The sequence below is a fragment of the Acinetobacter sp. HY1485 genome (genome assembly GCF_027568475.1).
In the GTDB taxonomy this organism is placed as follows: domain Bacteria; phylum Pseudomonadota; class Gammaproteobacteria; order Pseudomonadales; family Moraxellaceae; genus Acinetobacter.
The window spans coordinates 1-13,920 of the sequence record NZ_JANKZG010000018.1 but is presented as its reverse complement, the minus strand read 5'-3'; the positions used below and the strand labels follow the sequence as shown (position 1 = coordinate 13,920).

General features: G+C 34.3%; 9 protein-coding genes. 3 read left to right on the top strand and 6 right to left on the bottom strand.

Annotated elements, in window-relative coordinates; translation table 11 throughout:
* Positions 1-228: 228 nt before the first annotated feature.
* Positions 229-1,143, top strand: coding sequence for a replication initiation protein RepM (repM, locus tag PCI70_RS11905; protein ID WP_269915559.1), 915 nt, complete (start codon positions 229-231; stop codon positions 1,141-1,143).
* A gap of 240 nt (positions 1,144-1,383) precedes the next feature.
* Here repM (PCI70_RS11905) and PCI70_RS11900 read toward each other — a convergent pair whose 3' ends face one another.
* Genes PCI70_RS11900 through PCI70_RS11890 form a run of 3 tightly spaced genes read right to left on the bottom strand, consistent with a single transcriptional unit; the run spans position 1,384 to position 8,121 of the window.
* The gene (locus tag PCI70_RS11900) at positions 1,384-4,551 is read right to left on the bottom strand and encodes a type I restriction endonuclease subunit R (protein WP_269915558.1); all 3,168 of its coding nucleotides are present in this window, start codon (positions 4,549-4,551) and stop codon (positions 1,384-1,386) included.
* Positions 4,552-4,555: 4 nt separating this feature from the next.
* On the bottom strand, positions 4,556-5,854 hold the full coding sequence (locus tag PCI70_RS11895; RefSeq protein ID WP_269915557.1) for a restriction endonuclease subunit S: 1,299 nt from the start codon (positions 5,852-5,854) through the stop codon (positions 4,556-4,558).
* Positions 5,854-8,121 (bottom strand): type I restriction-modification system subunit M, encoded by a 2,268-nt coding sequence (locus PCI70_RS11890; protein ID WP_269915556.1) that lies wholly within the window; start codon positions 8,119-8,121, stop codon positions 5,854-5,856. Before PCI70_RS11890 ends, PCI70_RS11895 begins: the two co-directional genes overlap by 1 nt.
* Before the next feature lie 296 nt (positions 8,122-8,417).
* Here PCI70_RS11890 and fic point away from each other — a divergent pair, with 296 nt between their 5' ends.
* Positions 8,418-9,530, top strand: coding sequence for a protein adenylyltransferase Fic (gene fic / locus PCI70_RS11885; protein ID WP_269915555.1), 1,113 nt, complete (start codon positions 8,418-8,420; stop codon positions 9,528-9,530).
* Here fic and repM (PCI70_RS11880) read toward each other — a convergent pair.
* Together repM (PCI70_RS11880) and PCI70_RS11875 are read right to left on the bottom strand one after the other, a co-directional pair.
* Positions 9,518-10,408: a replication initiation protein RepM gene (gene repM / locus PCI70_RS11880; RefSeq protein WP_269915554.1), complete on the bottom strand. Its 891-nt coding sequence runs from the start codon at positions 10,406-10,408 to the stop codon at positions 9,518-9,520. The two genes, fic and repM (PCI70_RS11880), sit on opposite strands and share 13 nt — an antisense overlap.
* A gap of 358 nt (positions 10,409-10,766) precedes the next feature.
* On the bottom strand, positions 10,767-10,910 hold the full coding sequence (locus PCI70_RS11875; protein ID WP_269915553.1) for a hypothetical protein: 144 nt from the start codon (positions 10,908-10,910) through the stop codon (positions 10,767-10,769).
* An 863-nt stretch (positions 10,911-11,773) separates the two neighbouring features.
* Between PCI70_RS11875 and repM (PCI70_RS11870) the strand changes: the two genes are divergently transcribed.
* Positions 11,774-12,688 (top strand): replication initiation protein RepM, encoded by a 915-nt coding sequence (gene repM, locus PCI70_RS11870; RefSeq protein WP_269915552.1) that lies wholly within the window; start codon positions 11,774-11,776, stop codon positions 12,686-12,688.
* Between the two features lie 176 nt (positions 12,689-12,864).
* Here the strand turns inward: repM (PCI70_RS11870) and PCI70_RS11865 are convergent, their stop codons facing one another.
* Positions 12,865-13,065: an ogr/Delta-like zinc finger family protein gene (locus PCI70_RS11865; protein ID WP_269915551.1), complete on the bottom strand. Its 201-nt coding sequence runs from the start codon at positions 13,063-13,065 to the stop codon at positions 12,865-12,867.
* Positions 13,066-13,920: the final 855 nt, after the last annotated feature.

Here is a 13,920-nt window from a genome sequence, read left to right as displayed (position 1 = left end):
TAATAAGCTTTTAATGCTTTTAGGAGACCTCAAAGCCTTATATAGCAAGCCTTTCCAGACCTATAAACGGACATTAGCTCTTATATAAACGGACATTAGCTCTTATATAAACGGACATTAGCTCTTATATAAACGGACATTAGCTCTTAATTAAGAGACGTTAAATTTATTGACCTTAAAAGGATGTTGTAATATTGTGTCTCTTAATATAAAAATAAGGACTGTTTTATGAAAAATGGTTTAGTCGTAAAAGATAATGCTTTAATCAATGCCAGTTATAATTTAGAGCTAACTGAACAGCGTTTGATTATGCTTGCCATTATTAATGCAAGAGAGTCAGGGCATGGGATTACAGCGGATAGTAAATTAGAGATACATGCAAGCGACTACACCAATTTGTTTAATGTGTCTATTGATGCTTCCTACAAAGCACTTAAAGAAGCGGTAAATAATTTATTTAATCGGCAGTTTAGTTATATAGCAGAATATAAAAGAACGGGTAAAACAGGGATAGTTCGTTCACGTTGGGTAAGCCGAATTTTTTATGTTGATGATTTGGCTTTGCTTGAAATTACCTTTGCTCCTGATGTTGTGCCTCTTATCACACGCTTAGAAGAACACTTCACCAGTTATCAATTAAAACAGGTTGCACATTTAACGAGTAAGTATGCAACTCGATTATATGAGCTGTTGATTGCATGGCGTGAAGTTGGAAAAGTACCACAAATTGAAATTGGTGAATTTAGGAATCGGCTTGGATTGTTAGAAAATGAATACCGTGCGATGAGTGATTTTAAAAAGCGTGTATTAGAGCCGTCTATTCAGCAAATTAATGAATATACAGACATCAACGTAACGTATGAACAGCATAAAAGAGGGCGAATTATTACAGCCTTTTCGTTTGAGTTTAAGCAAAAACTTAAAGCCAAAAATATTGAAACACAGGCAGACGTATTAACAGAAAAGCAGATTTCATTTTTTGCCCATAAACTAGCCCACGATGCGACCTTTGCAAGTCAATATGCGGAAGTTGGCGAAGAATATGCAGACTTAGAAAAAAGATTAATTCAAAAGCTATCAGACAGTGCGTTTATTAAAAAACACCGTAAAGATTTAGAGCGCGTGGGATTTAATATATTGTAAATTTAGTACGATTGTTGTGCGTTGTTTTGATTTATTGGTAGTGTTGCGTTTTATTTTTCTGTTGCAACTCATGATTTTGTTGCAATTCCATAAAATATTTAAATTTCAATAATTTACATTTGATCGATTTTCTCGATATACAAAAAGATGCAACAAAAAACGTTTTTTTGTTGCAAGTCGCTAGGGGCAAATGTATCACTTACATCTATAAATGCCCCTTTTTATTAAAAAAAAGAGTTCCTATTGTCTTGAAAAAAATCCGTGTTTTTCACGCATATGATCATAAAGAAGTGAATCAAATGCACTCTTTTTATTTGGATCGGATAGAATCTGAATAACCAGTTCTTCAAACTTTTGATTACTATTGATTAGAGAGTTTTCTGAAACATGAGGAAACTCTCCAAGCATCACTTTATCTTTTGTGTTTTGCGATATTTGAAGCATTACTCGTGAGTTATTTTCTAATTCTTGCGTAGTAGCATCTGCAAGACTAAGAAGATCTTTTTCATTTAGCTTGTTTGAATCACATAAGTTATTTATGAATTGCAATATTTTTGAAAAAGACTCTTCTTTTGAAACTTTGCCTCTACCAGTCCCCATACCGCTTCCAACATCCAAGGGGCTATCTTTGTCTACTTTTAGCTCTAAATCATGAGCAACAGCCTTAGATAAGCGATAATGGCTCATTTCGATGTTACTTAGATCAATTTCATCTTCAGTTGTGATTTGTTCTTGAAGTAAATGGCGTAGATAACGCGCAAAGATACTCAGCTTTTCAAACTCGACATCATCAAAATCTACAATTTGCGACATAAACTCGTACAGACGAGTAAACGTACCTAAGTCCTTTTTAAATATTTCAAGCTGACTTTGCTCTTTTTGAGCTTCTTCTAGTGCTTTTTCATATTCAGGCAGTAGCGCAAGGTCTTGTGATTTCTTTGTACGTTCAATTCGTTGCTTGCTTTTCTGGCATTGATTCACCGCAGTTTCATAACGTGTATTCCAAGTATCTACAGCCACACGCGCAATATTAATTAACACGGCGTTCGATTGCTTGTTAAGAAGAGCCGTTACAAACTCATCCATTGTACTGCTTGAAAATATGTTCTCATGCATGATCTTTTGAAATAGCGTTGTCACATTTTCAGGGTCACTTACATCCTTCAAAGTAGCAGTTTGATAGTACGGCTGAAATGCGTCTAATATATCTTGAGGATCATTGAAAAAGTCGACAACGAAGGTGCCTGCTTCTGCTTTTTTAGGATACGTTCGATTTAAACGTGATAGCGTTTGGACACACTCAACGCCACCCAATTTTTTATCTACATACATGGCACATAGCTTAGGCTGATCAAACCCTGTTTGAAACTTATTAGCAACAATCATAATTTGATAATCGTTGCTATCAAATGCCTTACGCATTTCACGCCCTTTTAACTCAGGGTTGATGTTGGTTTCATTAAACTTTTGATCATTAAGTTCAACCTCACCAGAGAACGCCACCATCGCTTTAATGTTGGTATAGTTTTGAGACGCAACATACGCATCTAACGCTTGTTTATATAGCACGGCTTCTTGGCGTGAGCTTGTAACCACCATAGCTTTCGCTTGCCCATCTAACAGGTGCATTACATGGTCTTTAAAATGCTCGACAATCGTTTCAACTTTCGCATTGATGTTATGACTATGTGAGCGTACCCACTGTCCAACTTTTAATTTGGCTTTTTTGGCATTGACTTGCTGATCTTTGTCTTTAATTTTTTGTGCAAGCCGATAGGCAATTTTATGATTCACATAGTTATCAAGCACATCTAAAATAAAGCCTTCTTCAATTGCCTGAAGCATGGAATAAACGTGAAATGCTTGCGGTATATTGGTTTGTGAAGGTGGCAAAGTAGGATTAGGTAAACGCCCAAATAGCTCTAATGTTTTGGCTTTTGGTGTTGCAGTAAAGGCGTAATAACTCACATTAGGATTTTTACGGCGTGACGCTAACAGCTCTGTGATAACCTCATCTGCCGATTGCATCACATCAGGGTCATCTTCTTGCTTCATCAACACTTCTTTGAGCTGACGAGCCGTAGAACCTGTTTGCGATGAATGGGCTTCATCGGCAATGACGGCGTATTTACGCTCTTTTAAAACCGCACTATCTTCAATGGCTTTAAGTACAAATGGGAAGGTTTGGATGGTCACAATAATAATTGGCTGTGAGTTTTCCAATGCTTTGGCAAGTTTTTCAGACTTGGAGCCTCGTCCCTCTTTGTTATTAATTCGTCCTACCACACCATCGGCATGTTCAAACTGATAGATCGTATCTTGTAGCTGTGCATCTAAAATATTTCGGTCGGTCACCACAATGACAGAATTGAATAACCGCTCGTTTTGGGTGTTGTATAGGTTAGAGAGTTGATGTGCTGTCCAAGCAATTGAGTTTGACTTACCAGAACCTGCACTGTGCTGAATCAGATACTTTTGCCCTGTACCATTGGTTTTTGCATCGTTAAGTAAGCGTGTTACCACATCCCATTGGTGGAAGCGCGGAAAAATTAATTTTTCTTTCTGAATCTTATGCCCTTTTGCATCTTCTTTTTCTTCAATGCTTAGGTGCATAAAGCGGGCAATAATATTGAGTAAGCTATCAGGCGATAAAACACATTTCCATAAATAATCTGTGGCATAACGTGTTTTATCTTTAGGTATATCATTGCCCTGTTTGCCATTTTTTTTACCTTGATTAAATGGTAAAAAATAGGTTTTATCACCCTGCAGATGGGTCGTCATAAACACATCGTATTGACTTACTGCAAAATGGACTAATGCACCACGTTTAAAGGTTAAAAGAGGCTCATTTTTAGGTAGGCGCGTTTCTTTGTATTGCTTAATTGCTTTTTGTATGGCTTGTTTAAACTCAGATTTGAGCTCCATGGTCACCACAGGCAAGCCATTTACAAATAATACAATATCAATCCGCCATGCTTTACCATCACCATTGGCAAATGGGCTATATACCAACTCAGGTACAAGGCGAAAAATATTGGCTTGATAGTTGGCTAAAGTATCAGGGTTTAAATCGTTTTCAGGTTTGAACTGACAAAGTTTAAAACGGGTATCTTTGTCTTTAAAACCATGACGTAACACGCCTAATGTGCCGTACTTGCGTGAAGTATCCGCTTTTTGCAGATGGTTCACCAATTTTTCAATAAATTTAGCTTCGCTATTGGTTGGATTGTTATTACAAAATTTCTGCCATTCCTTTGGCTGAGTGTGTTGGATATAACTGAGTGTATCTGCAGTATAAAGAGCCGTTTTACGGTCATATCCTGCACCCGTACCTAGTTGCCAACCTTCCGCCTGCATTTGCGCAATGATGTCGTTTTGGAACGGCGATTCTCTTGTTATATCCATGCGTTTATGCCTCTTGTGGTTTTTGCCAATCACGTACGTCAATTTTACCTGTAACTGCTGATGAGATGAGGGCTGTACGGCGTTCTTGAATCAGTTTGATGGCTGTTTCAGCTTTTGAAATTAAGCTATCAATTTTTTTGGTTTGGTTATCGAGATAATTGGCTATATCTTTTGAGAGGCGATATGTAGGTACAGGTACAGCTAATAAACTAATAAAGTCCCAATTAGCCCTAGGCATTTTTGAGCCATATGTTGATGAATCAACTTGCCTAATAAAATTTTCTGTTAAAGTAAAATATTGTAAAAATTTCGGATAAAGAACTCTACTTCTTAATATAAGAAACTCTGCAGAACATATACCTGAAAAATCAGCTCTCCATGATTTAGCTAAATAAGGTCTTAATTTTCCAAAAAGAACATCTCCGATCTTAAATGAGTTGGATAAACCTTCAGGCTCAATTCCTTCTGTTTCAAGAAACTTACCACTTCTACTTGATATATTCTCTAAACCAACATAAATTTTATCTAAACTATTACTTTTACATAAAATATTGTTAGCTATATTTTTGAGCTTCAATATTTTCCAATGCTCAGGCACATCACCCAACCACTCAACACCCGAAGGCTTCATTTTTACATTAGGGTCTAAACCTTTAGTTACGGCGTGGCTAATAACCGCTTGGCGTTTTTCTTTAAGTAGTTCAATCAGTTTTTTTTGTTTGGCAATGAGCGTATCAATTTTTGCTGTTTCGTAGTCGAGAAAATTGGCTATTTGGGTTTGTTCAGCTAATTTATTGGGATATGGTAATTTGTAGTTCCCAAGTTCGTCAGAAGACAGCTCTAAAAAGGTTGTTCCTCTCCCTAAGACATTTAAAATTACTTTGGAGATCGTCAAATAATAGTAAATAAACTTATTGTCTACTTTTTGATGTGAAACTAAAGACTTACACCCTTGGTTTGTACAAACTTCTTCTGTAGCTATTGCTAACAAGCCGATAGGTGCCCTACATGAAAGAATAATCGTATTTTCAGGAACTAAACTTGTCCCACAAGAGTTAAATCCGTGTTTTGTAATATATCGAGAAGAATTAGATATTTTATCAGATGTAAGCTTACTTAGATCTGAAGGAGTTATCCAAATAATTTTGCCATCCCAAAAGTTTTCTACTCCTGACTTGGGTGTAGCTCCATTAATAATTTTAAAAATATTTTTTGTAGACTTTAATTCCCAATGACTTGGAATATCACCTAACCATTCAACACCAGAATCTTTATACTCCGCATACGCTTGATACTTTGGCATTACACATGCACCTCTTGCAGTAACTGCATAATTTCTTGCGTTACCTTATCTAAATCGGCATCAATTTCGGCTAAATCTCGTGGCGGTTGGTATACATAAAAATGGCGGTTAAAGGGAATTTCATAACCTACAATACCTATACCGCTATCTATGGCATCGCACTTGGTCGCATTAATCCACGCATCAGCAACATGGGGTTGTACCTCTTGTTTAAAGTAATCCTCTACCATTTGCGCAGTATCAATACTTGGATTTAAAGCAATGTTCTCTGCATCACGCAAGTTACCATCTTGGCTAAACTCTACTACTTGCCCTTTGTAGTTAAATACACCGTACAAAGGGTTAGCAGGCTTATCTTTTAGCACTTTACTAATGACAGGCTCTGCTTCAGGGTTAATCCAAGTAATTACATCTAAAATTTGTTTTTTATCTTTGGTATTGAGGTTTGGCGTTACTTGTTTGATCGCTTTTTTAAAGATAGGATCAAAGGTATTAAAATCATCATGCTGTGTTGTACCAATAACGCCTTGTAGCAGTTTTGCCTGATCCATCAATACGAGCTGTGTTATCCAAGTATCTGCGTTGAGTATGTCTTTAATATCTTTTTCTTTTGTTCCATCAAACTCAGCTTTAATCAGTAAACGGACATCAGTTTCTACAGCTGTTAAATCGCCATAGGCTTCTCTGTTGTCATCTGTCCAATGTGTACCAAATTGCGCATACACCGCTTGCATAATGTCATTTAACGGCTTACTGCTACTAAAACGTAGCTTCTTAATCGCTTCATTGCTTATACAAGCCGATAAACGTAATGGGCGTTCAATCGTTACACGGCGATAACCAAATTCGTAGGTGTTAAAAATTTTGCTTGAAAATGGCTTCTGTGTATTGTCCTCGCCATCGTCTGCCAAAATATCTACAGCTTCAAAATCGCTATAATTTTGAATGATGGTTTCAATTTCGGCTTTTGTTAGGTAATTACGTTTAGAACCCAAAGATTTACGCATTTTTGAGCTTAAATTAGAGCCATTAATGAGCTGTACTTTACCTTTACGGGCATCATCTTTTTTATTACTGAGTATCCAAACGTAGGTGGCAATGCCTGTGTTATAAAACATGTCATTAGGGAGCGCAACAATGGCTTCTAGCAAGTCATTTTCTAAAATATGACGACGTATTTCGCTTTCGCCACTGCCTGCACTGCCTGTAAATAACGGCGATCCATTTAAAATAATACCAATACGTCCACCTTCATCAGGCAACTTGCTAATGAGGTGCATTAAAAACAGTAATGAACCATCAGAAACACGCGGTAAGCCTGCACCAAAACGCCCTTCAAACCCTTTTTCAGCGTGCTCATCTTTAATATTTTGTTCTATTTTTTTCCAATCTACCCCAAATGGCGGGTTAGAGAGCATGTAATCAAATTTTTCATTTTCAAGCTGATCATTTGATAAGGTGTTACCGAGTTTAATTAAATCGACATCTTGCCCTTTAATCAGCATATCTGCCTTACAAATCGCATAAGACTCAGGGTTTAGCTCTTGCCCATGCGGTCGAAGAAGTATTTTAGATTTACGCTCAGACAAATATTCCATACCTGACGATAAGAAGCCACCTGTCCCTGCAGTTGGGTCGTAGATTGTACGAATTGCCCCATCTTGGTTAGAAATATCTTCAGGTTTAAATACTAATCCAGTTGTTAAATTCACAATATCACGAGGTGTAAAATGTTCCCCTGCAGTCTCATTGGAGCTTTCAGCAAATTTACGGATTAACTCCTCAAATACAAGACCCATTTCATGGTTAAGTATTTTAGTTGGGCTTAAATCAATGCTTGCAAAATTTCCAACCACCTTAAAAAGCAAATTTGCGTCATTTAATAATTCAATCGATTTTTCAAAATTAAAAAGCTCAAAAATTTCATAAGCATTTTTAGAAAATCCTTTGATATAACTTTTTAAATTTTCTTGAATATCAGCTTGCCCCATGGTCGCTAGACTAAGCTGAGAAGTGTTATAAAACGATGCCCCACTTTTTGTTAATAGTCTTCTATTTTGTATAATTTCAGGTGCGTTTTTTTCTTGTAATGATAAATACTCTTCTAATACAGCAGGTTTTGTTTCAGCCAAAACACACTCTAAACGGCGTAACAACGTAAACGGTAAAATAATACGTCCATATTGCGACTGTTTGAAATCACCACGAAGAAGATCTGCAACAGACCAAATAAGTGAAGCAACTTCAGCAAAATTATTGTTAACCATGTGGGCGTGTTTCCTAAATCTAAATACAGCACAATATTGACTTGAGGTGTATAAATAAACCTCACTCAAACAATACATTTTTGATGGATACAAAAGATGTAAATTAATTGAAAAGAATTATATATCTATACAAGTCATCATTAAATTAAGACTTCAAATTGACAAATAAAAATGTCATGTCGATATTTTTAGATTTTATCGACATATCAAGAATAACATGTTTATAGTATCGACACATTCCACCATTTATGTCGATAAAACGTATTCAAATCGACATACGGATATTAGGCATAGATATGACACACTGGAAAGCTGACCAACCGTATAACGACTTACCCTTACTCCCCCCAAAACAAGAGCTAGAAAGCAAGGTAGTTTTAAAAGCATGTATTACAGCCAATAGAGCCCTTGCAGAATTAAAACAAGCAGGCGAGCTGATCCCTAATCAAACTATTCTTATTAATATTATTCCGCTACTAGAAGCCAAGGACAGTTCGGAAATCGAAAACATTGTCACGACGACAGATAAACTATTTCAACATGCTCAAGGGCATGAAAGTACGGCAGACAATGCTACTAAAGAAGCTCTTAGATACCGTACGGCGTTATATAAAGGCGTACAGTCTATTCAAGAACGTCCGTTATGCACAGGCACAGCAATTGAGATCTGCCAAACACTTAAAGCCGTTGATTTAGGCATTCGTGCAACGACAGGAACAGCACTCAAAAACAGTTATACAGGCGAGGTAATTTATACCCCGCCAGTGGGTGAAGATAATATTCGAACCTTGCTGAGTAATTGGGAACAATTCATTCATTATGATGACGATTTAGATCCGTTGGTTAAACTTGCCGTATTACATTATCAGTTTGAAGCAATACACCCATTTATAGATGGAAACGGACGTACAGGACGTGTTTTAAATGTACTGTATCTAATGGGTGAAAACTTATTGAGTTTACCTATTTTATATCTCAGTCGCTTTATTATTCAAAACAAAGCCAAGTATTACGAACTACTGCTTAAAGTGACCAAACAGCAAGCATGGGAAGAGTGGATCTTATTTATATTACAGGCAGTTACGATCACAAGCCGATGGACATTAGCCAAGATTAATGCCATTAAACAGCTACACGAACATACCGTGGCGTATGTTAAGGCACATGCTCCTAAAATCTACTCTCGTGAGCTTGTAGACGCTTTATTTGAACAACCTTATAGCAGAATTAGCACCTTAGTCGATAAAGGCATTGTTAAGCGACAATCGGCATCGACTTACCTTAAAACCCTAGTCGATATTGGTGTACTAGAAGAAGTAACTGCAGGTAAGGAAAAGTTATTTACTCATCCAAAGTTATTAGCCCTTTTACAAGACGAAAATCATGGCTTTATGAGTTACGAGGTATAGCCAACTTCTTGTAAGTAAGGTAGCCACTGTTGCACATTCTTTGGCTGTTTTAACTTCTTCTTAATTTGTTGAGCGTATTCTTCTACCGATGCGCCAACAGGGGCAACATACACGGTTTGGAACTGGGCAGACTGTGCCAATTTTTTAGCAAACAGATCAATTTGTTTATCTGTTAAAGACAACGTCTGTGATTTACTTTGTGGCTTTTGTTTCATCTTAAACAAAATATGCGTGATTGTTCTACCTTGCTTAAATTGTTCATAGCTCACTGTAATATCTGTTTTTTTATTAATCTCATTAACCGCTCTATCTATGACATTGGCTTTAAAAAGGCTCATTGTTTTGTATTCAGTATCAGATAAACCAAGTTTGGCTCTTAAATCTGATAGCTCATATTTTTGTGTTTTTCCATTAGAGAGCCACTTGATCACTAACTCATATAAGCGTATTGAGTATTTACTTTTAAAATCAGAAACTTCATCTAATAAATATTGCGTAAAATTCGCATATAGTCGACTTATCATACTGATTACAGTCGGCGTAAAAAACAAAATTACATGCCCTTTACTATCCATGTAACTTGCTTTGTATATCCATCGCTCCTTAAATTTTTCATTACTGCTTTCATCAAAATAACTAAATTGCCGATCAAACAAGGTGTTTACAGCAGTTTGTAATTGGGTGTAACCATTTGCTTTGTCTGCACCAAATTGCTCTATGTAGCTTTTTACAGATATTTTGATAGGTGTATTTAGTGTGAGGTTTGGCAACTGTCGTGCTTCAACAATCCCCATCAGCATTAACCTTTGCTCAATTAAAGATAAATTAAAACTCGCCTCAATCAAGGCATTGTCTTTCACTACAAGCTTACTATTCATTTTCTTCAAAAATATTATTTAAATAGCTTTTTACCATGAGTATTCATAACTATCAATATATTTAACTATCTAAATAGTGTAAAAAACTATCTTTATAAAATATTTTTGGGTGTAAAAAACTATCTTAATAGGTGTAAAAAACTATCTTTATGATCTCTGTATTCTCCACCTATCAATGCTTTCAGGACATTCTAAAAGCATTTAAAAGCTTTTTATTTATTAAAAACCCATTTCTTTTTTAAAAACGATTAAAAATCTATTCTTTTTTATTGAAAAAAATAAAGGGGAAATATCAAAATTTTAGGTTCTATTGATTGATCTTTTATCTTGTGTAAAAAATCAATTTGATTAAGTAATATTATTTGTAATCAGGATCAAAAATTCTGAGTGTACTGTCTGTTGCTCCATAATAAGTTCCCTCATCAATTTCTAATACAAGCCGTGAATCACAGTTCTCACATTCAAAGGGTTTATTGGTTTCTTGATAATCTTCGATTGCCACACTATGTTCGTAATTAGGAAAAATTATTTTTGTAGATATAAACAAAAAGCTCAAAAAAGATGTTTTAAAATTAACCAATATTAAGGATTTTAAGTATTAATTTTTATAGCAGTTGCTCTATAAACTGTAACACTCAACATATAAACATCTAATTAATTTAGTTTTTTTAGCTTAAATCGATTCTTTCGATATACAGAATTTAATATTTTTTCCTTTAATTTTTTTTATGTCTTTTAGCGTTAAGTGTAGCACTCCAAAGCTTGTTCTATTTATGATCACAATCACATTGGTATAAGCAAAAATCAAAAACTAAATTCTTACTTGAATTGCATAAAAGTTTAAATCATCCTAAATTACCTGTATTGCTTGTTAAAATAACAATATGTACCTGTAATCAAATTTAAAGAAACTATGGCATCTACCCCCTATTTTTTGCGTTTAAACAGCATATAAAATATTAATCCTAACCATTAAACACAAAAACTAGTTCAAAACTGATTTTTTACTTAGTTTAGGTGACTAAAAATTATTTTGAGTTATTTCCATGCTAGTTCAGCTTTTTAGTTTTTAAAAAATTGTTAGTAACAGTATGGGTACAAACAGTCATTTTATAGTTAAAACAAAAACGAAGTTTTAAAGAAGTTTTTTAAAAAAATGGGTTTTTAATAAATAAAAAGCTTTTAAATGCTTTTAAGAGACCTGAAAGCATTGCTATACAGTACATACAGTAATTATAAGACGAGACTTACCTTGCAATAAGACGAGACTTACCTTGCAATAATTTTCCTATAAGACGAGACCTACCTTGCATAAGACGAGATAAATTAATAAACTCGTTTTATATAATAAAATTATGATGAAATATGAACAAATTAATCGTAAAAGATAACGCATTAATAAATGCGAGTTATAACCTTGATTTGGTCGAACAAAGATTAATTCTGTTATCAATCATTGAAGCAAGAGAGTCAGGCAGAGGGATCAATGCTAATGACCCATTAGTCATTCATGCAGAAAGCTACGTTAATCAGTTTGGTGTACATCGCAATACGGCATATCAAGCACTAAAAGATGCTTGTCTTGATCTATTTGCTAGACAATTTAGTTATCAAAGCCTAAGCGAAAAGGGCAACATACAGAACCACCGAACCAGATGGGTAAGTGAGATAATTTACGTTGAAAAGGAAGCAATTGTGAAACTTATATTTTCTCCTACTATTGTTCCACTCATTACACGACTAGAAAAACACTTCACTAGTTATGAAATTGAACAAATCAGTAAATTGAATACAGGTTATGCCGTTCGTTTCTATGAGCTTCTGATCTGTTGGAGAAGTACAGGTAAAACTCCAATACTTAATATTGAAGATTTCAGAAAGCATATGGGCATTTTAGATGATGAATATCAGCGTATGTACGATTTCAAAAAATACATCTTAGATCCATCTATCAAACAAATTAATCAAAACACAGACATTGTAGCAACCTACGAACAACATAAGACAGGGCGGACAATTACAGGCTTTTCATTTAAGTTTAAGCAAAAACCACAAGCTAAATTGGTACAAACTGACAAGCCAAAAAAACTTACGCTTAAACAATTAGATATGTTTTCTCATAAATTAAGTGAACTACCAAGTTTTCAAAATCATTATCAGGCAGATATTGGGGCATCATTAGAAGAATATGCACGAGATATACGAGTAAAATTAGAAGATATGGAATATGTAAAAAAGTGGCTTCCGTTTTTAAATGAGATAGGTTGCAAGAGCGAGTAACTTAGGCTTTTTCATTTAAATAAGTTTTTCAAAACTGTCAAGAGTATTGCTATGCAGGGGTTATATCCCCTATTAACTTGACTCATTTAATAAGCTTATATTCGCCGTTCATCTGTATGCTAATTTTTTTTGATCAAATGCTTTTAGCACATCAAAAGGCAAAAAGCATAATCCGATTAAACTGGACAAGGCATACCACTTGAAATTGTAGAGTTATTTAAAGGTTGAGATAAGATTTTTTCGACACTCTCAATTGTTTTAAATGTACTTGAACACGTAAGGTTCTGACACTGGTAGTAAACCTCTTTAATTCCACTCGTTAAATAACGGCTTGTACGAGTATGCGAGGCATGATTACAAAGTGGACATTTCATCATAATATATTCTCCTAATATAATATTTTTAATAAATCCGATTATTTTAATCAAGATTAAAATATGCGATTATTTTTAAAGTGTTACTTATATATAATTAAATAAAATATTTGTCTATTTCTAAATGTTGTGTGGTTGTACAGATAAAAAATTCTCTAATTTTTATCTAAAAATAATAAAATTCATATCTTCATAAAGCCTAAGAAAAATAGTAATAATCGTAAAATATAAACCATTTGTTTGGTATGCTTTTTTCTATCATTTTAGTTATATTTAGATGACACACGTTAAGCCAGAAACTTCTTTTAAAGAGACGTGTTCTTTGGTAATTTTTATAAAAAATAATTTTTTTGGGTATATTTAACATTTTTAAATTTTATTTAGGCTATTTATAATAAATACATATTTTTTGTATGCTATATAAACATTAATATATTGATAAAATTAAATTATAAAGTAACTAATATTATTATAATTCGTAATAGTTTTTCATTTTATGAATATTCTTTTAATTAAGTTTTAGCAGATGATTAATTGTGATTTATATTTTTCATAGAAAAAACATAACTTAAATTTTAAAAATCTTATAAAGCCTAAGAAGTTGAGTAATCAAAAAGCATTTTGGTAGCACTTCACCAATGACATTTTCTTAAATTAATGCCTGTTTAAAACGACGTTTTTTACTTAAATTTTTAAAAGAAAAAAATAGCGAAGCGGGCTTTTAATGCTTTTAATAAGCTTTTAATGCTTTTAGGAGACCTCAAAGCCTTATATAGCAAGCCTTTCCAGACCTATAAACGGACATTAGCTCTTATATAAACGGACATTAGCTCTTATATAAACGGACATTAGCTCTTA

Bases quoted from the DNA above. Each gene is read 5' to 3' on its own strand.
- fic (WP_269915555.1), top strand. From the start codon at position 8,418: ATGACACACTGGAAAGCTGACCAACCGTATAACGACTTACCCTTACTC.
- repM (WP_269915552.1), top strand. From the start codon at position 11,774: ATGAACAAATTAATCGTAAAAGATAACGCATTAATAAATGCGAGTTAT.
- repM (WP_269915559.1), top strand. From the start codon at position 229: ATGAAAAATGGTTTAGTCGTAAAAGATAATGCTTTAATCAATGCCAGT.
- repM (WP_269915554.1), bottom strand. From the start codon at position 10,408: ATGAATAGTAAGCTTGTAGTGAAAGACAATGCCTTGATTGAGGCGAGT.
- PCI70_RS11865 (WP_269915551.1), bottom strand. From the start codon at position 13,065: ATGATGAAATGTCCACTTTGTAATCATGCCTCGCATACTCGTACAAGC.
- PCI70_RS11890 (WP_269915556.1), bottom strand. From the start codon at position 8,121: ATGGTTAACAATAATTTTGCTGAAGTTGCTTCACTTATTTGGTCTGTT.
- PCI70_RS11900 (WP_269915558.1), bottom strand. From the start codon at position 4,551: ATGGATATAACAAGAGAATCGCCGTTCCAAAACGACATCATTGCGCAA.
- PCI70_RS11895 (WP_269915557.1), bottom strand. From the start codon at position 5,854: ATGCCAAAGTATCAAGCGTATGCGGAGTATAAAGATTCTGGTGTTGAA.